This window comes from Leptospira tipperaryensis (genome assembly GCF_001729245.1).
Classification (GTDB): Bacteria; Spirochaetota; Leptospiria; order Leptospirales; family Leptospiraceae; genus Leptospira; species Leptospira tipperaryensis.
Genome location: NZ_CP015217.1, coordinates 3,380,001 through 3,399,075, shown reverse-complemented (window position 1 = coordinate 3,399,075; position 19,075 = coordinate 3,380,001). Strand labels below are relative to the sequence as shown.

The window sequence follows — 19,075 nt, the reverse complement described above, 5'->3', positions numbered from 1 at the left end:
TCTATGTCTCTGCATATAGGTCTCTACAGACCGGAAATCCCTCCCAACACAGGAAATATCGCGAGGCTCTGTGTCGCGTTGGGAGCGGATCTTCACATCATCGGACAAGCTTCCTTCGATCTTTCCGAAAAGGCCGCGCGTCGCGCGGGCTTGGATTATTGGGATAAGGTAAAAATTTCACTCCATTCTTCTTTAGAAGAATATAAAGAGGTTCTTCCTCCTGAATCAAATTTGTATTTGGTCTCGGTGCACGGTAAACGCTCTTATACGTCAGTCGAATATAAGTCGGGAGACGCTTTTCTCTTCGGAAATGAAACTTCGGGAGTTCCCGAAGAAATGAAAAAATCTTGGAATGAGGAAAAGATCTTAAAAATTCCGATGGAAGATTCATCCCGATGTTTGAATCTAAGCAATTCAGTCGCCGTGATTTCTTATGAAGCGATGCGCCAAATTAAGTCCTGGTAAAAACGGATTTACACTTTCAGAATTCTGCATCTAAATGGATAAAGTATGAGCTTTCACCTCACAAGAGAAGAAATCGAAAAGCAAATTCAGTCGATGCTTTCTCAGGGGTTGACCGGAACCGTAAACGATTTTTACGCTTGGATCCGGATGGAAACTCTCCGCAAATTTAAAGACGAACCTGATACGGAAAATTCAGTTGTCGCTACGATCTTAGAATCCTTGGTGAATTCCGGTTTCGCAAAACTCAACAAGTTCAATCAAAAAGAATTTCATATTCACCCAGATCACACTCAGGGAAAAAAAAGTCCGTCTAAGGACAGTTATGTTCTTCTTGGGAAGATCGCTTTTCAACCGATGCAATACGTTCGAAGCCGTTTCGAATTCTTTCTAAAAAGTCAAGGCACTCAGGAAGACATCGTTATGGATCTTTGTATCGGCGCTCTCGAAGCCGTCGAGAATGCGGTAAAATACGGAGACGGAACCGAGGTGGAAGTGGAATATTCCATAGATCGTTCCCAGACATTATTCATTAAAATTGTAAACAATCTCAAAGAGCTGAACTTAGAACAGGATATTGAAAGAGGAAAGTTTTCTTCCACTGCCACGCTCATGCGCGGTATGATGGTGATGCAAAAACTTTTTGACGAACTCGATCTTGAAATCTTGGAAGGAAGAAAACAAGCTCAGTTCAACGCCAAGAAAAAATTATCTTAACAAAGATGTCCGCAATTTTTAAAATTCATTCCGCATATCAACCCGCCGGAGATCAGATCAAGGCGATCGAAACGATCGGAACCGCTTTTCAAAAAGGGGAACAAAAGATCACTCTGGTCGGCGTCACCGGATCCGGAAAAACGTTTACGATGGCGCAGGTGATTCAGACTCTCGGATTGCCAACCTTGGTCCTCTCGCATAACAAAACTTTGGCGGCTCAGTTGTTCCGCGAATTCAAGGAATTCTTTCCCGAAAACGCGGTGGAGTATTTTGTTTCTTATTACGATTACTACCAACCGGAAGCCTATGTTCCTTCTTCGGATACGTTTATCGAAAAAGACAGCTCGATCAACGAAGAAATCGATAAGCTCAGATTGAGAGCGACTTCTTCCTTATTGGAAAGAGACGACGTAGTGATCGTGAGTTCGGTTTCCTGTATCTACGGTTTGGGTTCTCCGGAAGAATATACAAACTCCGTGGTTTCTCTCAAGGTCGGAGATACGATCGAAAGAGACGCGGTCATTCGAAAACTTCTTCACATTCAATACAATCGAAACGACATCGACTTCTCTCGAGGGAACTTTCGAGTTCGCGGAGATTCTATCGAAATTTATCCCGCGTATCATACGGACGGAATTAGAATCGAATTTTTCGGAGACGAGATAGATTCCATCAGCAGAATCAATCCTACCACCGCACAGACGATTATTAAATTAGAAAAAGCTTATATTTATCCCGCAAAACACTTCATCACTTCCGGTCCTAAGGTAAAGGAAGCCGTTGAAAACATAAAAGCGGAAGTGGACGCGCAGGCCGAATTCTTCCGTAAAAACGGAAAACTTTTGGAAGCGGAAAGAATCGTCTCCCGCACCAACTACGATATGGAAATGCTCCAAGAGATGGGTTATTGTAACGGGATCGAAAATTATTCCAGACATCTCACTGGAAGAAAGGCAGGAGAAAGACCCGCTTGTTTGATCGATTATTTCAGAGGGGATTTTCTTCTGATCGTCGACGAGTCCCACGTTACGATTCCTCAGATCGGAGGAATGTTCGCCGGGGATAAGGCGAGAAAACAAACGTTAGTCGACTTTGGCTTTCGTCTCCCGAGCGCTCTCGACAACAGACCTCTCAACTTCGATGAGTTTGAAAAGCTGACCCCGAAAACTCTTTATGTTTCCGCGACTCCTTCTGAATACGAATTGGCAAAGAGTTCGAAAGCAGTGGAGCAGATCATTCGTCCTACGGGGCTTTTGGATCCGGTTGTTGAAGTTAGATCCACTAAAAATCAGATCGAAGACCTCCTTGTCGAAATTCGAAAACGAATTGACGCCGGAGAACGCGTCCTGGTAACCACTCTTACCAAAAAAATGTCGGAAGATTTAACCGACTACTACGAAGAGATCGGTTTAAAAGTCGCCTATCTTCATTCCGAAGTGGAAACTCTGGATCGTGTCGCGATCATTCGAGATTTGAGAAAAGGAATCTATGACGTTTTGATAGGAATCAATCTTTTGAGAGAAGGATTGGACATTCCCGAAGTTTCTTTGGTCGCGATTTTGGACGCGGATAAGGAAGGTTTTTTAAGAAATTATAAATCTCTAATACAGACGATCGGACGTGCGGCGAGAAACGTTAACGGAACCGCCATTCTTTACGCCGATAGGATCACCGATTCGATGGCGAAAGCGATCGACGAAACAAAAAGACGTAGAAAAATCCAGGAAGATCATAATACCAAGTTTGGAATCACTCCTCTTACGATCAAAAAGGACGTCGGCGATATTATCGAAAGGGAAGAAAAAGAACAAACTTCCGAAGATCTGATTCTCGAAGACATCGAGAAAAAATTCAATCCTAAGAAGTTCCCGGACCGAGCCGTGTTTAAAGAAAAACTTCACGAGGAAATGATGAAGGCCGCCAAGGATCTGGATTTTGAAAGAGCGGCGATTTTAAGAGATAAAATGCTTTCCATTCATATAGAAGATCCCTCGATCGAAAAATAGAAACCACAGGAATTTATCTTGATTACAATATTGATTTGTGTCGTCACTTTCGCCGTCAGCGCTTGGTGTTTCTCTTCCGAAACACAACTTCGGAAATTTATTTTAACTCCGTATCGGCTCGAAAGAGATAAGAATTATTATACTCTCTTAACATCCGGATTTATTCACGCGGATTGGATGCATTTGATTTTTAACATGGTTTCCTTTTATTCTTTTGGAAAGAATTTGGAACAGACGGTCGGTCCGGTAAAATACGTTCTCTTTTATCTCGGGACGATTTTGATCACGAGCGTTATTTCCTGGAGAAAGAATTTAGACAATCCTCTTTATGCTACGTTAGGCGCTTCGGGTGGGGTCTGCGGAGTATTGTTCGCGACCGTTCTGTTTTATCCGGGCCTTTCTCTTTATATGATGTTTATTCCGATCCCGATTCCGGGAGCGATCTACGCGGTATTGTATTTGGCCTATACTTATTATTCTTCTAAGAGTTCTCAGTCGGACGGAATCAATCACGACGCGCATCTCTGGGGTGCGTTGTGCGGAATCGCTTTCGCACTTTTACTCGATCCTCAGATTATAGGAAGAGTAATGCGGAATTTGTTAGGAAGCGGAGATTAACCCGCTTTTTCTATCTTTGTTTTGATAAACTTTCTGTAATTTTCCGATCCGAAACTTACGTCCATCCGAATGATTTCGGGAGCAAGATACGGATGTTGTTTCATGATGTATTCCTCGATTTTGGAATACTGATCGGCTCTCGCTTTGATCATAATCTTATTTTCCGTATCCATCGCAATCTTTCCGTCCCACTGATACATCAGCGTTACGTCTGGAAAAATGGTTCCGGAAATGATAATCCCTTCTTGGAGCATTTCTGAGATTTGGATCTCTGCGAGGTCTCTATCACTGAGAGTGGTAAATACAATGATTTCATTTGAATCAGCCATGGTTTCTCCGGAGGGAAAGATTGATTCATTTTCTTCCCTTGGCAAGAAGTTTTCATTCTATAAGATGAATTGATGGGATAAAATTCAGGACTCAGGTCATCGAGTGCGGGGTTGTGCTGATCGTGGGCCTCTGCTTCTTCTGCGACTTTCCTCAAAATACTCGCTACAATTGGAAGTGCAATTCCGGACACATTCGGCTAACAGATCCGAGTTGGAAGTCCGGACATATTGGCTCGTTAGATTCAAACTTCGTTTACATCCTTTCGTACAATCCGGGTGAAGAAAGATACAAGAGTATTTCCAAGCTTCTTGAGAATTTCGATCTTGTGTTTCTTTCGCGGATCCGTTCGGTTTTTTTTCTTTGGATTCTTCGCTTTCATCCGTTTCTTCCAATTCGATTCCAAGGAGAGCAGGGTCCGGATCGAATTCTCTGGAAGTCGCGATTACCTCGCGCCCGTCTTTGTAAACTGGTTTGCCCGATTCCGAATCTTTGGAACCGGATTGAATTTGAGTGACTTTCATCTCGGAACGAAAATCTGTCTGAGCCTTGGTCGGTTTAGAAGTTTCAAAGGCGCGCGTATTTCGAATACAATCGGTCAACAGGAATAGTAATGAAGTAAAAATATAAATTCTTAAAATGATTCTGAAACATCGACTTGTTTTGTCTTTGTTGAATTTCATTGGGGTTGTGGTCCGGGGTTTGTCGGAAAGGTTCTCGTTTCTCCCGAAAGAATTCTTGTAGGTAAGGGAAGATTGCAGAATTGATTACATCTTTCCATACACTGACGTTGTTTCGCGCTTCGATAGCCGATGATCGGTAAGAATATGGAAGTGAAAGGATACCATTCTTCCATACAATTCCCTTGGCACTTGGAAAGAAGTTGTGTACAAGATTTTTCGTAAGAAAAATTAGGATCTCCTCCGTGAACCAATTCCATTCCTTCGGGACCCAAGGTGGTTCTTTTTCCTTCTTTGATCAATCTGGCTCGTTCGGCTTGCGTAAGATTTGCTTCTTCGGCGGTGGGAAAGGCGTCGGGGGAGGGAGGTTTTTTCAGATTCTTATCATTTCCGTCCCAGTCGATCCGCATAAGACAAGAGACGCTCGCGATCTGAATCAGGATTAGGAATATCAGAAAAGAATGTTGAATGCATCTTGAATTCATCTGATTTGTCGAATGATCCGTTCCATCTTGATTGTTTCAAAAGATTGTAAAAAAGCTACACAAATTCAAAAGGGAGAACTCGGATGAATCTATAATTCTTTTTGTGAAAAATGCAAAAGACTTAGCCTTCGAGTATTCCAACGAGAAGCTGATGATTTTAACGTTTGGAACTGAAATGGAACAAAGTCTTTCATTTTTCGAAGTTAGATGCTCTCGCGTAAAAAAGAATCCATAGAATGCGCACCAACTACCGTAAATTAGGAAAGAAATTTCAAAAAAGTAGAATTCAAAAGAAAAAGAATCGATTTGAAAGTCTATTATTCAAGACTGAATTAAAATATGAGAATTTGGCTTATTCTGATTTGGATCGGATTGATTCTTTCCTGCGCTTCCGCTCAACCGGAAGGCGAGCTTCATTTAAAAAGCGCCTCGCGTTCTTTTCCTCCGAAACAACTGGATCGAACTCCCTTTGAAGGATTTCCAGTCGCGTTTCCCGAAGAGGTTTCCTTAGATTCGATTCCTCTGATTCGTTTATCAAAATCCATTCGAGAAGAAGGAATCGAAGTCCGATCTTTACTGATTGTTAAGGACGGAAAACTCGTAATGGAACGTTATGCCGGCGGTGTTACACGCAATCACAATCATAGCGTATATTCCGTGACGAAAACCGTCACGTCTACTCTATTAGGAATTCTTAATTTAGAAGGAGTTCTAAAAAATGTAGACGAACCCGTTATGAACTCACTTCGTTCTCTTGGAAATTTACCTTTTCCTCTTTTAGAGGGAAAAGAATCTCTTCGTTTGAGAGACGTTTTACACATGGCTTCCGGAATGCGTTGGTCCGAGTTTCCGGAAAGGGATGATATCCGAACTGCGGAGGATCCTCTCGTCATCGCGCTGTTACCCGAAGTCAAAGATAAGCCGGGAACCAAGTTCGATTATAGCAACGGAGATTCTCAATTGGCTGCGGCCGTTCTTGAAAATAAATCGGGTATGACTCTTTTACAATTTGCCGAAAAGACTCTTTTCTCTTGGCTCGATTTCAAAGGTTATGAATGGTATACGTCTCCTTCCGGAAGACAGACCGCAGGTTTTGGTCTTCGATTGAAATCCATCGATATGGCTAAATTAGGAATGTTGTATCTAGACAATGGAACTTTCCGTGGTAAGAAAATTCTTAAACCGGAATGGGTCAAACAAGCGATTCAACCCGGAGCGGCGCAGAACTACGGATATCAACTCTGGACTCATCAGTTCGAAGGGAAAAAAACATTTATGGCGAACGGGAAGGGAAGCCAGTTTGTGTATGTGATCCCACATCGGAGAATTGTGATCGTTACGACGTCTGCGATTTGGGATAAGCCGATCAATTTTTTGTTGGATAAGATTCTTGCGAGCCTGAAAGAATCCTTGGATTCGAAGGATAAGAAAAAAGATCCGGGAAAAGAAGAGGAGTTCCTACACGAAATTCATGAGGCTTCGATTACGATTGGGAATTCCGCGCTCTGGAAAGATTTAGACGAGCCTCATCTACTACATCCTCATCAGTCGCATTGAATTGTCTAATTGTTACGACAAAGGATTCAAATCGTAAAATAGCTTGAAAGAGGAGTTCCTACTTTTTCGATACTTCAGGGGACTTCGTTTTCAAACCGGAGAGTAGAGTTTCCAGAAGAGCTTCCAAGAGAGGAGTTCTTTCTTCCTCGATCGATTCTAAAACGAGTCTCGGGTGATGAAACGCAGCAGTTCCTTCAAAAAGAATTCTCGCACCTTCCTTCGGACTGGAACAATGAAACATTCCGGATTTCATTCCCTTCGAAATCAGATCTTCTAAAAGTCTGGACATCGTAGAAAGATGAGAAACGACAAAGGGTCTTGTTTTTTCCGCTGAGAGATTGAAGGCAGTGAAAAGTCTTGGATCCACGAGAATTTTTTCCCGTTTCATAGAATGAAGTTTGAGAAACCATTCTCTTAGAATTCCATCGACCGGTTCTTCTTTTGCGGAAATTCTTTCCAGTTCCCGATCGATTCTATCCAACCATCTCTTGGAAACTTCGTCCAAGAGAGATTGTTTATCTGAAAAAAATTTGTATAAGGCCGCGTGACTGACTTTAAGATCCCTCGCGATGTCGGTCAGTTTCAAACGCTCGACCCCATTCTTACGAATTTCCGTCTCCGTGGAATCGAGCGCTTTGTTATAGAGTTCTTCCGGCGTTAAGCCTGTTCTGGGCATATTTCATTTTGCTACCGTCTGCATCTGAGGAGCTGGATAACGTTCTCCTTGAAAAGATCCTTCCGGAAAAGAATCTCCGATTCTTCTCAATTCTTCAGGACTCAATTCGATCGAGAGGGCTCCTAAGTTTTCTTTCAGACTGCTTGTTCTTGTGGATCCCAACAAAGGAACGATATCGTTTCCTTGATGAAGGACCCAAGCAATTGCAAGTTGTGCAGGCGTGCAGTTCTTTTCCTTTGCGAGTTCTTGAAGCACATTGACCCGCTCCAGATTGGATTCAAGGTTTTTTCCCATAAAGCGAGGAGAATGGGATCTAAAATCTCCTTCTTGCAGATTTCCGGAAATTTTTCCGGAGAGCAAACCGCGAGAAAGAATTCCATACGGAACGATTCCGATTCCGAGTTCTCTTGCAGTGGAAAGAATCTCCTTTTCAATGAGTCTCGTCGCCAAAGAATATTCTATCTCGAGCGCGGTCACAGGATGAATCTTATGCGCCCTTCTTATATTTTCCGGAGAAGCTTCCGAAAGACCTAAGTAACGAACCTTTCCTTCTTTTATCAGTTCTGAGATCGCACCTACGGTTTCTTCGATCGGAACGTTCGGATCCACTCGAGAAGGTTGATAGATATCGATTACATCGACGCCCAGGCGAACCAAAGAATAGGCCGCGAAGTTTTTCACCGCGGCAGGTCTTGCGTCATATCCCGTAAAACCGCCCTGAGGAGTTCTCATCGCTCCGAACTTCACGCTTAGGAGAGGTTTTGCGGAAGTCGTTTTGAGAGCTTCCGAGATCAAGAGCTCGTTGTGTCCGATTCCGTAAAAATCTCCGGTGTTGAGAAGATTGATTCCCGCGTCCAAGGCTGCGTGAATCGCCCGAATGCTTTCCGAACGATCTCGGGTTTCTTTGTTCCCGTAAAAATCCGACATTCCCATACATCCAAGGCCGACTTCCGAAACTTGAGGACCGTTGTTGCCCAATTTCTTTTGTTTCATCTGCGTTTTCTCCTTTAGTTACAAATAACTAAATATGTAACTTGTAACTAAAGGTCAAGACTTTCTCAAGAGATAGGAAAAGTGTCAGTTCCTACTTTTCAATTTTAAGTGGAGAATTATGTCTCTTTAGCAAAGAATCGACGTTTTCTTAAAGAATTTGGAGGTGAGAGGAGGGAAGAAAAAAAGACCCAAAATTTTCCTCACGGAGGAATTCTTCTGAGATCTCCGAAAAAAAAGGGGAGTTCCTACATTTCCCCTTTTACAGAAGAATCTAAAAGCTCAGGTTTTAGAACGAGATTCTAATACTCGAATCGCCGCGGCCTTTCTTCGATTTTGAGCGGTCTCCCGACTTCCTTTTACCTTGTCCACAAGGTGGGAGCTCGCGGTGGTCGGATGACCGGATGTAAAGGGAGGGGCGGGATTGTATTCTATCATCAATTGAATTTCTTCCGCGAGTTCGGACCCGAAAAATTCCGCAGTCAGAAAAAGGGCAAAATCAATTCCCGCGGTAACTCCTCCGCCCGTGATTCGATTGCGATCTTTTACAAACCGTTCACTCGAAATTTGAACCGGAAATAATTTTAAGACATCCAAGGAAAGCCAGTGGGTCGTCGCTTTGTAACCGTCGAGAAGTCCCGCGGCCGCAAGCACCAAAGATCCTGTGCAAACCGAAGTTATAAACTTAGAATTTTCGGCCTTCTTCTTTAGGAATTCTAAAACCTCGTAGTCTTCCATCAGATGAGTCGTTCCGGACCCGCCAGGAACGAGAAGAATATCTAAGTCCGGACAATTTGAAAAGTCATAGTCGGGAATAAATTTCATTCCCGATTCCGTAGTAATCGTTCCCTTTGATTGGGCGAACAAGAATACCTTTGCGTTCGGAATTCTTGAGAACACTTCGAAGGGACCGGTGAAGTCAAGTTGTGTGACGCCCGGAAAGATAAAGATCCCAATGGAAAAATTTGCACCTGACATAGATTCTTAGAATGAACTTTAGAATTACTCTTACAAGCCATTTTTGATTTTAGAGGAATCGCTTTCGAAACCTGGATGCAAAAACAAAAGGGTTTCCGAAACTCAGTCTTGTGAGTCATAATCGTTATTTATTTTTGGATGTGGGAGACACCATTCTTCACTTAAAGAAAGCCGCGGGAGAAACGTATCTTGAGATCCTTTTGGACGCGGGCTTGAAAAAAGAAAAGAATGCGGGTGAAATTTTTCGAAAAGCTTTCTCCGAAGCCTGGCATAAGATGAATGAGAACGCTCCTCCCGATCACCGAGATAAGTATCAATTTCATCCAGGCGGAACTCCGGGGTGGTGGAAAGAATTGTTAAACGACTTTCTCTCAAGAATTCCGGAAAGTGTTCCTTTGGAAAAAGCGTTTCCGATCATCTACAATCGATTTGCGGATCCGGAACTCTGGGAAGTGGATCCCGGTTTTTGGGAGCTCAAAGATTTTTGCAAAACTCAAGGCTGGGGTCTGGGCGCGATTTCCAATTGGGATCATCGTCTGAGAGATTTGCTCGATGCGAAAGGAATATTAGAACATTTGAATCCTGTGATTGTAAGTGCGGAATTCGGATACGAAAAACCGTCTCCGAAAATTTTCGAAGAAGCGATGCGTCTTGTAAATCTTCCTTCGGAAGCCTTGGTCTATTGCGGAGATAAATTCGATCTCGACGTAGTTGTTCCGAAATCACTCGGTTGGAGGTCTTATTTAAAAAGAGAAGACGGAGACATTCAAACTCTTTCGGAGTTGATCCGACATTTGTCCGAAACGAACGGACTCTGAGTTCGCTCTTGAAAATTTTAAATTCATCCCGACACTTTTTATCGACTTAAGAATTTGAATTTATCATATTATATAGAACTCACCGGGGTCGGTTTTTTTGCAATCTCCGGCGCTTTGGCCGCCGCTGAAAAAAAGGGTCATCACAACGATATCTTCAGCGCCTTCTTTACCGGATTTATAACTGCGATCGGAGGAGGGACTCTCCGCGACATCACTCTCGGGAATTATCCAGTCGCTTGGGTTCGAGACGCAAACGTTCTCTGGGCAATTTTTTTCGGATTTGTTTTGACGATTCTTTTTGCGCGTTATTGGGTTCGTTTCCGCAGAGAAATCTTTCTTTTTGATTCCATTGGAATCGGAATTTATACCGTAATCGGAACCAAAATTTCACTCAGTGCAGGAGTCAATCCATTCGGCGCGGTCATTTTAGGAATGATCTCTGCGATCTTTGGAGGTGTGATCCGCGATACTCTGATTAACGAAGTTCCTTTGATCTTTAGAAAAGAAATTTATGCGACCGCTTGTCTTGCGGGTGCTACGCTTTATATCGCATTAAATTATTTGAATGTAGACGGAGATTGGAATACGGGCTTTTCCGTCCTTCTTGTGGTTCTGATTCGTATCGTTGCGGTCCGTTACAACCTTTCTCTTCCAACATTCAAACTACCTGAATAAATTTCCAATTTAAGAATTCAATCTTTTCAGGTTTCACTTTTTCTTTTTAACCTTCTTTGAGTTGATTTACGATTCCTGGGGCTGCAAGAGAAGTAAACCAGTTTGAAATCGTTTCCGAATCCCAGTCCAAATCCTTCCGCAAAAGATGGGATAATAAGCCTAACACCGCGCCGGAAAGATAATGCGAAATGTATTGGTAGGGAAAGGAAGGATTCTCATATTTTTCTCTAAGACTTGAATGGGTTCGATACGATTCTTCGGATAAAAAATCGGAAAGTTTAATATGAAATTCATACGGTACGGATTCCTGAAAAATCCGTTTATAGAACTCGCGGTTCTTTTTTACGTTTTCAAAAAGATAGAATGTAAGCGGCTTTCCCTCGGATAATAAAGTATTCGCATTTAATTCTTTCACCTTTTCGCTATTTTCTAAAAAAACATATTTAAAAGTCTTCCAGAGGAGTTCTTCTTTGCCGGTAAAATAGCTGTAAAAGTTGGCTCTTGTCATTCCTGCGTCCTCGGCGATATCCGCGACCGTAATCTTAGAATATTCCGTTTTAAGAAAACGATCCAGGAACGTTTGGATGATCGTGTTGTATTGTTTCTCTATTTTTTCAGACATAAAAATTGACACCTGTATAGTTTTGAAAGTAAGACGATCGTTTTCCAAATATACAAAAAGAAACTTTTTCGGAAAACCTGGAAAAGTATGAAATTAAAAATCATTCTTATCGGTGTTTTGGCTCTTTCTCATTGCGGAACTTTTCCTCCGGAAAGGGGAGGAAGTTATTTGAACACGACTCACTGGCAGAGATATCAGAAATTTTTACCGGAAAGTTTAAAACTCAAGGACGGTAAACTTCCAAAGGAAGAATATTGGGTCTGGAAGAAGCTAAGAGTTCATTTGGATCGATATGAAAATCCGAACTCCGATTGTAAGGTATTATTGATTCACGGAGGCGGTGGAAATGGAAGAGTTCTCGGTTCGATGGCAAAGTTAGTCTTTGATCTCGGGTGTGAGGTAATTGCGCCGGATCTTCCCGGCTTCGGACTAACTTTGACGGATGAAAATTTCAAGATGGACTATAATGACTGGGTCCAATTGTTAAACGACTTGATAGAAGCTGAGAGGAAGTCCGATAAAAAGATGATTCTTTTCGGATTGAGCATAGGCGGTATGCTCGCTTATCATGTCGCTGCGGAAAACGGAAATGTGCAAGGTCTAATTGTGACGACTCTCGCCGATCTCCGGCGAACCGAGGTCCAGGATGCGGTTGCCCGAAACCGTTTTTTAAGAATCTTAGGGATTCCCTTGACATCTTGGCTGAGTTGGATCACCGACGATCTATACGTTCCGATTCGATGGTTGAGCAAGATGGAGCTCATTACAAACGACCCTGATTTTTCGAAAGTGTTTTCGGGGGATCCTTACGCGGGCGGAGCTAAGGTGAGCTTTCGTTGGATGCGTACGATATCCGAATTCCAAGCAAAGATAGAACCCGATTCCTTTCGTATATGTCCGATTCTTTTGGTCCATCCTGAGCTGGATCCTTGGACTCCATTGTCTATTAGTAGACCTTTTTTTGATCGGATTCCCGGAGAAAAGAAATTTATAATTTTGGAAGGCGCGGGACATTTTCCTTACGAAGAACCCGGATTGTTTCAGCTAAAAAACGCGGTCTCTATTTTTATACATTCTATACTTTGAATATAAAAAAAATGGAGAATATAGAATTCCACAAGGTCAGGATTCTTTATTCTCCGATCTTCGTTTCTTAGTATAAGATCTACTGCAATACAAATTCTCTGGAAATTCCAGTGAACTTTTTATACGTCCAGAAAAATACCCAGAACTGTTTCGCCAATCCGTTGTAGACGATTCGATAGGTTCCGGGTTCTTGGTTTCGAATCAACCAAGTAATCGTGACCTCGGAAGTCATCGAAAGATCGCCTCCGGTTCTCGCCCAATCATACGCCGTATAAGGGTTGTTATCCGTTGCGATCGTCGTCCATTGATTCCCATTTTTCTTTTGCACTTCCAAGTAAGAATAAAGATTCGGATCGTAGAAAGAAGAAAGGCTTCCGTCCAACTTTTTATCCTGAACGACTCTTGGATGTGCGCCTTGAAATTTTACCGCGACCTTATCCTTTGTTCTTTGATACGAAACATTGGCGTCGGCTAAAACTTTACCAAAATCGCCTCCGTCGTTAACAACGCCATTTTGAGAAAGCCAGGTTTGGATAAATTGTTGATTGGAGAGATCGGGAGGATTCGACCCTGCGTTAGTGGATCTTCCTGCTACGATGTCCTTTGCGATTCGATCAAACTCTTGTTGAAGCGCGGCGTTTGCCCAAGGACCGTAAGCGGTAAATCCGCCCTCAAAGTTCTGAGCCGAGTATTCTTCTCTGGTTGTGAGATACTGAGCATAGGCATTTGCCATAGCCGCGACGACTACGTTCGTATAACCGGCGTTAGATAGAGTCGAGCTGACTTTTGATTTGAGTCTTCTTCCCGCGTTAGTCGTAATTTCAAAAGGAGAAGCAAGAATCGCCGTGTTCCCGATCGTGATTACTTGCAAAGGAAGAACAACCGGAACAAAAGGAACGTTCGGATTGGGAAACCAGAAGTTATCCACTTCTCCTACAGGGAGAAGGGTAAATTTTTCTTTGTCACAACCTTCGTATTTCGTAGAATTCAGAGCCAATTGTGCGAGAGGCCAGAGATAACCCAATATCTGAGCGGCGCCGCTCAAGTTTGTGAGGCTGTAATTTTTTTTAACCCAAGTTCCGTTTTCGAAAACGAAGTTGTTTCGGATTTCTCCTTCTTTTGCAAATTCTACCGGCGCTCCTTCTTCGTCCCCTGCTAAAAAGCCCCCGCCGATCGTCGCCACACACGTTGTTGGATTGGTGATCGAATCCCAAGGCATTTTGTTTTCTCCGATATAATTCGGATCGATCGCAATTTTTTGATTCCAGGTTACGTGAGAATGTCGAAATCCTACGTTACCCGTAATCGCAGTTGTCGAATTGTTGTAGAGTTCGAGCGCCTTGTTTCCCTGCAAACTTCCGTGAACGATCGGATTCTCGAGCGCATCGAGACTTGGATCTAAGTCGTTCGGACGAAGAAACGGTTTTGTAATATCGGAAGGATTCGGATGATTGGGACTGGAATCTCCCATCGGTCCTTGAGGAAACGCCGCCACAAAATTTCCACCCATCGTTGTTTCTACGAGGTAGGCCGCATAACCCTTGTTATCTCCGTGCGCTCTTCGGTTTGTAATTCCCAGAGAAGTTCCGTGTACCGCAAACCAGTTTACCAGCCCGATAGGACTTCCGTCCGTGGCCTCGAAGCGTAAGAGAGACATCGTCTCCTCTATGTTTTTTGGATAATTCGCCTTATCGATGTTCCACTCATACGCCGCGGAAGAACGATTGAAGGAGCCGCCGACAAGGGGCCCGGACGCAAATTTGATTCTGGCTTCGCGTCTCTGATTGTATGCCGCTTTGATCGCTTCTGCGGTTCCGTTTACGATGAGATTGTAGTGAACCTTATCAAAGCCGACAACTCCATTAAAAAGATTGAATAAAGTATACCAGGAAACGTTGGAAGGCGCCGAATGCGTATGTGTGGCGAATAAAACCACATTATCGTTGTTAAACGCAGATCCGTATCCGTCCGCCTGAAGTTTTTGAATCACTCCCATCTTAATACTCTGATACATGTGGATCATATCGTTCGTAACGATTGCCACCCTTGCACCGCCCGGCCTTTCGATCACGAAGGCGCGAGAAAATAATCTCATCGCAAGACCTGACATTTCGTCTCCGGGGCTATTGTATCCCGTGCTCGATTGAACAAAGGGTCCGGTTATATCGGCTTTTCCCGCGCCTACAAGAAAAACGTCCGGGGCCGATGAGGTTACGAGGTTCAAAACTCCAGCAGTTTTACTTCCTACATTGAGGTCCTGATTTGTATTTAACAAACCTAAGAGAGCTTCCGTTTCGTTTTTCCTATCCGCGCAATTTGCGAAGATAAGATATGCGACTAACACGCAGATGATTTTCCATTTTTCCTTTTTCATTTCGATTCCCTCTCACTCACCGAAGGGGTATCCGAAAAATAAGGAAGGTCAAACAAAATTTAAAACGAACGTAAGAAAGAAGCTTCTTGGATAAAAGACATTCAAAGTTTTGAATTTATTTATAACAGGTGAAAATAAATTTTCTTATATTTATAATTCAAATATAAGTGAGAGTTAACGAAAATGAAGTCGCTTCGACCTCTTTCATCCTAAGGATTCTTTCAAAATAGAATTTAGAATTAGGACGATTGAAATTCGTTTTCTAAACGGAAGCGGCGATCGGATTCGGAGGCTCTAAATTCTTAAAATCAAAGTGATTTTCATCCAAATACAAGCAAGGGGAAGGATCAAAAATTCGATTTCGATGCGAATACTTTCAATCACGAAGACAAAAATAGAGAAAAAAATTCGATCCGAAAAGAGGAATTCTTCTTGAGGGTTGGGGGCTTTCCTTTAATAAGAACCGGGCTTCCTTCTTGTTGGGAAGTTCGCAAAAAATTCTTATATAGAAATCTTAAAAAGAGTTAGAGGAAAGAGGCGCTATGAGCGGAATCGTATCCAATTTCAATTACACAAGGTTTAAGCCGAACGATCCGAGAGGGCACTACGAAAGCTGGTTTGTAAGGGCGAATCATCCTTCTTTAGCAAAGGCCGTCTGGATCCGTTATACGATCTTTTCGCCAAAAGATCATCCGGAAAAAGCGATGGGTGAACTTTGGGCGATCTATTTTGACGGAGAAAAAAATTCTCATTTTGTTTCCAAGTCGGAGTTTCCGATTGCCTCTTGTTCCTTTCAATCCTCGCCGCTCTTGATTTCGATAGGAGGTTCCGAGTTAACGGATTCGTATCTCATTGGAAAGGCTGGAAATAAAAAAGGTCCCGAAAACTTTTTCTGGGATCTTAAGATTGCGGGAGGTAGTCCTCCACTTTTTCTTTTTCCTGAAAATTTATACGAAGGAGGTTTTCCCAAAGCGAAGGTGTTAGTCGGAAATCCTTGGATCAAAATATCAGGAACCCTCAAACTCGGAACCGAGGAGATACGACTTCAAGATTGGATCGGGAGCCACAATCATAACTGGGGATCCAAACATACGGATCGTTACGCTTGGGGACAGGTTGTCGGATTTGAAGAAGAGGCAGATTCTTTTTTAGAGCTTGCGACTGCGAAGTTAAAGATCGGACCTTTTTGGACGCCCGCGATCACTCCGATCGTATTTCGATTTCGAGGAAAGGATTATAAACTCAATCATCCCCTTCGAAGTTTTGGGAGGGCAAAGTATCGTTACTTTGATTGGCATTTTGCTGCGAGTTCGAGTGAAATTTCAATCAAAGGGAGAATCTTCGCCGATCGTAAAGACTTTGCCTGTCTTCAGTATTGGAATCCACCCGGAGGATGGAAATACTGCCTCAATAGTAAGATCGCAAACGCGGAAATTTTTGTAAAACGAAAAGAAGACGTTTCTTACTTTAAGCTGACTTCAAAAAGAAAAGCCGCGTTTGAAATTTTAACCGAAGATTCTTCTCATGGAATGGAAACAGAAGTTTAAAAAATTAGAATATACTAAAATTATGATTTCACCTGCGGTTCCGGAAGAATCCTTTTACTTTTGAAACGGATTCTCCCGAGAAAATGGAGAGCGCGACCAAGAGCTAACTTTCCTCCTTCGGCGTATCCGACGGCCGCGGAGAGAACCGCTAAGAAAAGAAAGAGATCTCCGAAACGAAGCGATACTTCCTGATTCCAGAGAAAATAGAAAATTACGATTGAGGAACCGAAAAGACTCGATATCCAAAATAGAATCGTCTGAGATTCTTTCGCGAGAATCGTTCCCGCGACCGCGGTTGCGAGAGGAAGAAGTTGAGTCTTTGTGATTTTTAATGCGAAGACGGCGAGAATTCCCGCAAGGACCGCTCTTCCCAATCCGACAAAAAGAGGATCGAAATGTTCTATGGTCAACTTGGTCGTGGGGAGAGTGAGACTAAAAATAAAAACTTCGATAAAACCCCAAAACAATCCCATATCAAATCCTCTTTTCTACGATTTCTAATTTGTTTTGAAATGTGATTACTCTTTTTTAATCGATTTTCCGGAAGAGGAAATAAATTTTAGAAAATGATTCTGCTTGGTTTATTCTAAAATTGAGTTATGATTTGGAGGCTCGGAAGAAGGAGTCTAAAAATGGAAATCGTCAAAGGAAAAGAATCAAACATACTTTTCGATGGAAAAAAATGTATTCATTCTAGAAATTGTGTTCTTAGTAGACCCGATGTTTTTGTTCCGAATGTAGAAGGAGATTGGATCTATCCTGATAAGGCGAACATCGGAGAAATTCAAAACTTAGCGCTGAATTGTCCTTCCGGTGCGATTCGATACGAGGCAGTTGCCGAGTCTGAAAATGAAAAGGCGCCGATCGTCAATTTGCTTCGAGTTCGCGAGAACGGTCCTCTTGCATTTCACGCGGATCTGGAAATCACAGGTCAAGAAGATCCAGGGTTTCGCGTAACGTTATGCAGATGTGGGGCCTCCAAAAATAAACCCTTTTGTGATTCGAGTCATAATCAAATCGATTTTCATGCGACTGGAGAACCGACAACTCAGGATTCGACTCCGCTTCCCGTGAGAAACGGAAAATTGATCGTCAAGCCGACTCGGAACGGCCCTCTGAAAATTACCGGAAGTTTGGAGCTCTGTTCCGGAACGGGAAGAACAATCAATCGAGTTACGGAAGCTTATCTCTGTCGATGCGGAGGTTCTGCGAATAAGCCTTATTGCGATGGAACCCATAAGACAAACGGATTCCAGGCTTGAATATAAATGTAATATTAGATAATTAAATTATTCTTAAATATTTCTATGAAAATCGCGCGTCGTTGCGTGAATGTATATGTCTAAAGGGGATCTGTCGGCTCTTGCTAAAACAGAATATAGAGTTCTTTTTCAGAGGAATCTAAAATCAAAAAATCGTGTCCGATAAACCTTCTCAAAAAAATATTTTGAAATGTAAGATTATATTTTCGGAGAATCTTCATTCTTTCCAAAGAAATGAAGAAAGGCCAACTTCCAATAGAGATATTGATGAAGTAGCGTGATCTTCCACCAACCTTTTTTTCGATACTTCCGATCGCTCGTCCTCAGGAAAGAATTGATTCTGTGTAAACGAATTCCATTCTCTTGAGACGTCCAAACAAAAAGAAGATCTTCTCCATAGGGAGTTTTTTCATCAAATCCGCCGAGGCGAAGAAACGTTTCTTTGCGGATGCAAAGCCCCTGGTCTCCAAAAGGAGAGTTTAAAAGCCAAGAACGAAAATTTGCGCCGTTCGAGTTGATTTTCATTCGTAAACTTTCAGGATAGAACTGAAGTTTATAATAATGTAATGCATTTGGAAAAGTCGCAATTGCGTTTTGAAGAAAAGAGATTGTTTCCGAGGTGATTTGACTGTCTCCATGGAGAAACCAAAGAAATTCTCCTTGAGATTTTCCAACTCCCTCGTTCAGCGTTTGTGCGCGATTGCCTTTTTCGGGAGATGTGGAAATGACGATTTCCCAATCTTTAGGAATTAAATGTGGGAGCTCCCTTAAAAGAGACTCGGATTCTGAATCCCCTTCTTGAACCGGGATGATTACCGATAAGGTCTTCATTCAGATTCTCAATTTAGAATTTTAGAATGTCCTTTGCCATCTAAATTTTGTCGTCTCTTCCGGGGATTCTCTCTTTCCGTTTGTATTGGGTCGTTTGAAGATCAAGAAAAATTGCGGGTTTCGTCGGTCGGAATTGAATTCCGCTCGGGAGTGCATGATCGCTTATTTTAGAATTTTCTAAAGAAGGAGTTCCTACTTTTTCTTTTCGGGAAAGTTTCAGAAAAGGAGTTCCTCTTTCGAAGAGCTTGTGTTGTAAAAATTCTCTTAAAAAAATTTTGAAAACGATCTGATGCCGTTTTGGAGAATCCTTTTCTTTTTTTAGGCTTTTTTCTCTAACTCTTCTCTTATGTGCTCATAATAAGAT

At 42.5% G+C, this 19,075-nt stretch carries 20 protein-coding genes; 10 read left to right on the top strand and 10 right to left on the bottom strand.

What is annotated here, in order from left to right:
- Positions 1-3 precede the first annotated feature (3 nt).
- Genes A0128_RS15975 through A0128_RS15960 form a run of 4 tightly spaced genes read left to right on the top strand, consistent with a single transcriptional unit; the run spans position 4 to position 3,803 of the window.
- Positions 4-465: a tRNA (cytidine(34)-2'-O)-methyltransferase gene (locus A0128_RS15975; protein ID WP_069608416.1), complete on the top strand. Its 462-nt coding sequence runs from the start codon at positions 4-6 to the stop codon at positions 463-465.
- A 45-nt stretch (positions 466-510) separates the two neighbouring features.
- Positions 511-1,179 carry an ATP-binding protein gene (locus tag A0128_RS15970; protein WP_069608415.1) on the top strand — a complete coding sequence of 223 codons (669 nt, stop codon included), beginning with the start codon at positions 511-513 and terminating at the stop codon, positions 1,177-1,179.
- Positions 1,180-1,184: 5 nt separating this feature from the next.
- On the top strand, positions 1,185-3,185 hold the full coding sequence (gene uvrB, locus A0128_RS15965) for an excinuclease ABC subunit UvrB (protein WP_069608414.1): 2,001 nt from the start codon (positions 1,185-1,187) through the stop codon (positions 3,183-3,185).
- Positions 3,186-3,203: 18 nt separating this feature from the next.
- Positions 3,204-3,803: a rhomboid family intramembrane serine protease gene (locus A0128_RS15960; RefSeq protein WP_069608413.1), complete on the top strand. Its 600-nt coding sequence runs from the start codon at positions 3,204-3,206 to the stop codon at positions 3,801-3,803.
- Here A0128_RS15960 and cutA read toward each other — a convergent pair.
- From cutA to A0128_RS15945, 3 genes are all read right to left on the bottom strand, one after another.
- Positions 3,800-4,132 (bottom strand): divalent-cation tolerance protein CutA, encoded by a 333-nt coding sequence (gene cutA, locus A0128_RS15955; RefSeq protein WP_069609348.1) that lies wholly within the window; start codon positions 4,130-4,132, stop codon positions 3,800-3,802. The genes A0128_RS15960 and cutA overlap by 4 nt on opposite strands.
- Positions 4,133-4,228: 96 nt before the next feature.
- On the bottom strand, positions 4,229-4,813 hold the full coding sequence (locus tag A0128_RS15950; RefSeq protein WP_069608412.1) for a hypothetical protein: 585 nt from the start codon (positions 4,811-4,813) through the stop codon (positions 4,229-4,231).
- Complete coding sequence (locus A0128_RS15945) at positions 4,810-5,295, bottom strand: LIC_10730 family protein (RefSeq protein WP_069608411.1); 486 nt, start codon at positions 5,293-5,295, stop codon at positions 4,810-4,812. Before A0128_RS15945 ends, A0128_RS15950 begins: the two co-directional genes overlap by 4 nt.
- Positions 5,296-5,634: 339 nt before the next feature.
- Between A0128_RS15945 and A0128_RS15935 the strand changes: the two genes are divergently transcribed.
- Positions 5,635-6,852 carry a serine hydrolase domain-containing protein gene (locus tag A0128_RS15935; protein ID WP_069608409.1) on the top strand — a complete coding sequence of 406 codons (1,218 nt, stop codon included), beginning with the start codon at positions 5,635-5,637 and terminating at the stop codon, positions 6,850-6,852.
- Between the two features lie 58 nt (positions 6,853-6,910).
- On the opposite strand, the gene A0128_RS15930 is transcribed toward A0128_RS15935, so the two are convergent.
- From A0128_RS15930 to A0128_RS15915, 3 genes are all read right to left on the bottom strand, one after another.
- The gene (locus A0128_RS15930; RefSeq protein WP_069608408.1) at positions 6,911-7,528 is read right to left on the bottom strand and encodes a TetR/AcrR family transcriptional regulator; all 618 of its coding nucleotides are present in this window, start codon (positions 7,526-7,528) and stop codon (positions 6,911-6,913) included.
- 3 nt (positions 7,529-7,531) lie between these two features.
- The gene (locus A0128_RS15925) at positions 7,532-8,521 is read right to left on the bottom strand and encodes an aldo/keto reductase (RefSeq protein WP_069608407.1); all 990 of its coding nucleotides are present in this window, start codon (positions 8,519-8,521) and stop codon (positions 7,532-7,534) included.
- Between the two features lie 279 nt (positions 8,522-8,800).
- Complete coding sequence (locus A0128_RS15915) at positions 8,801-9,496, bottom strand: DJ-1/PfpI family protein (protein ID WP_069608405.1); 696 nt, start codon at positions 9,494-9,496, stop codon at positions 8,801-8,803.
- Between the two features lie 110 nt (positions 9,497-9,606).
- Here A0128_RS15915 and A0128_RS15910 point away from each other — a divergent pair, with 110 nt between their 5' ends.
- Both A0128_RS15910 and A0128_RS15905 read left to right on the top strand, forming a co-directional pair.
- Complete coding sequence (locus A0128_RS15910; protein WP_069608404.1) at positions 9,607-10,314, top strand: HAD-IA family hydrolase; 708 nt, start codon at positions 9,607-9,609, stop codon at positions 10,312-10,314.
- Between the two features lie 54 nt (positions 10,315-10,368).
- Positions 10,369-10,989: a trimeric intracellular cation channel family protein gene (locus A0128_RS15905; protein ID WP_069608403.1), complete on the top strand. Its 621-nt coding sequence runs from the start codon at positions 10,369-10,371 to the stop codon at positions 10,987-10,989.
- A gap of 46 nt (positions 10,990-11,035) precedes the next feature.
- Here the strand turns inward: A0128_RS15905 and A0128_RS15900 are convergent, their stop codons facing one another.
- Positions 11,036-11,611: a TetR/AcrR family transcriptional regulator gene (locus A0128_RS15900; RefSeq protein ID WP_069608402.1), complete on the bottom strand. Its 576-nt coding sequence runs from the start codon at positions 11,609-11,611 to the stop codon at positions 11,036-11,038.
- 87 nt (positions 11,612-11,698) lie between these two features.
- Here A0128_RS15900 and A0128_RS15895 point away from each other — a divergent pair, with 87 nt between their 5' ends.
- On the top strand, positions 11,699-12,697 hold the full coding sequence (locus tag A0128_RS15895) for an alpha/beta hydrolase (protein WP_083244151.1): 999 nt from the start codon (positions 11,699-11,701) through the stop codon (positions 12,695-12,697).
- A 79-nt stretch (positions 12,698-12,776) separates the two neighbouring features.
- Here A0128_RS15895 and A0128_RS15890 read toward each other — a convergent pair whose 3' ends face one another.
- Entirely contained in the window at positions 12,777-15,071 is a 2,295-nt protein-coding gene (locus A0128_RS15890; RefSeq protein ID WP_069608401.1) for a neutral/alkaline non-lysosomal ceramidase N-terminal domain-containing protein, read from the bottom strand.
- A gap of 542 nt (positions 15,072-15,613) precedes the next feature.
- Here A0128_RS15890 and A0128_RS15885 point away from each other — a divergent pair.
- Complete coding sequence (locus A0128_RS15885; protein WP_069608400.1) at positions 15,614-16,618, top strand: hypothetical protein; 1,005 nt, start codon at positions 15,614-15,616, stop codon at positions 16,616-16,618.
- A gap of 20 nt (positions 16,619-16,638) precedes the next feature.
- Here the strand turns inward: A0128_RS15885 and A0128_RS15880 are convergent, their stop codons facing one another.
- Positions 16,639-17,091 (bottom strand): hypothetical protein, encoded by a 453-nt coding sequence (locus A0128_RS15880; RefSeq protein WP_069608399.1) that lies wholly within the window; start codon positions 17,089-17,091, stop codon positions 16,639-16,641.
- Between the two features lie 159 nt (positions 17,092-17,250).
- Between A0128_RS15880 and A0128_RS15875 the strand changes: the two genes are divergently transcribed.
- Positions 17,251-17,880, top strand: coding sequence for a CDGSH iron-sulfur domain-containing protein (locus A0128_RS15875; RefSeq protein WP_069609346.1), 630 nt, complete (start codon positions 17,251-17,253; stop codon positions 17,878-17,880).
- Positions 17,881-18,078: 198 nt separating this feature from the next.
- Here A0128_RS15875 and A0128_RS15870 read toward each other — a convergent pair whose 3' ends face one another.
- The gene (locus tag A0128_RS15870) at positions 18,079-18,711 is read right to left on the bottom strand and encodes a hypothetical protein (RefSeq protein ID WP_069608398.1); all 633 of its coding nucleotides are present in this window, start codon (positions 18,709-18,711) and stop codon (positions 18,079-18,081) included.
- Positions 18,712-19,075 lie beyond the last annotated feature (364 nt).

Bases quoted from the DNA above. Each gene is read 5' to 3' on its own strand.
- A0128_RS15885 (WP_069608400.1), top strand. From the start codon at position 15,614: ATGAGCGGAATCGTATCCAATTTCAATTACACAAGGTTTAAGCCGAAC.
- A0128_RS15950 (WP_069608412.1), bottom strand. From the start codon at position 4,813: ATGAAATTCAACAAAGACAAAACAAGTCGATGTTTCAGAATCATTTTA.
- A0128_RS15970 (WP_069608415.1), top strand. From the start codon at position 511: ATGAGCTTTCACCTCACAAGAGAAGAAATCGAAAAGCAAATTCAGTCG.
- A0128_RS15880 (WP_069608399.1), bottom strand. From the start codon at position 17,091: ATGGGATTGTTTTGGGGTTTTATCGAAGTTTTTATTTTTAGTCTCACT.
- A0128_RS15925 (WP_069608407.1), bottom strand. From the start codon at position 8,521: ATGAAACAAAAGAAATTGGGCAACAACGGTCCTCAAGTTTCGGAAGTC.
- A0128_RS15900 (WP_069608402.1), bottom strand. From the start codon at position 11,611: ATGTCTGAAAAAATAGAGAAACAATACAACACGATCATCCAAACGTTC.
- A0128_RS15945 (WP_069608411.1), bottom strand. From the start codon at position 5,295: ATGAATTCAAGATGCATTCAACATTCTTTTCTGATATTCCTAATCCTG.
- A0128_RS15975 (WP_069608416.1), top strand. From the start codon at position 4: ATGTCTCTGCATATAGGTCTCTACAGACCGGAAATCCCTCCCAACACA.
- cutA (WP_069609348.1), bottom strand. From the start codon at position 4,132: ATGGCTGATTCAAATGAAATCATTGTATTTACCACTCTCAGTGATAGA.
- A0128_RS15875 (WP_069609346.1), top strand. From the start codon at position 17,251: ATGGAAATCGTCAAAGGAAAAGAATCAAACATACTTTTCGATGGAAAA.
- A0128_RS15870 (WP_069608398.1), bottom strand. From the start codon at position 18,711: ATGAAGACCTTATCGGTAATCATCCCGGTTCAAGAAGGGGATTCAGAA.
- A0128_RS15930 (WP_069608408.1), bottom strand. From the start codon at position 7,528: ATGCCCAGAACAGGCTTAACGCCGGAAGAACTCTATAACAAAGCGCTC.
- A0128_RS15935 (WP_069608409.1), top strand. From the start codon at position 5,635: ATGAGAATTTGGCTTATTCTGATTTGGATCGGATTGATTCTTTCCTGC.
- A0128_RS15915 (WP_069608405.1), bottom strand. From the start codon at position 9,496: ATGTCAGGTGCAAATTTTTCCATTGGGATCTTTATCTTTCCGGGCGTC.
- A0128_RS15895 (WP_083244151.1), top strand. From the start codon at position 11,699: ATGAAATTAAAAATCATTCTTATCGGTGTTTTGGCTCTTTCTCATTGC.
- A0128_RS15890 (WP_069608401.1), bottom strand. From the start codon at position 15,071: ATGAAAAAGGAAAAATGGAAAATCATCTGCGTGTTAGTCGCATATCTT.
- uvrB (WP_069608414.1), top strand. From the start codon at position 1,185: ATGTCCGCAATTTTTAAAATTCATTCCGCATATCAACCCGCCGGAGAT.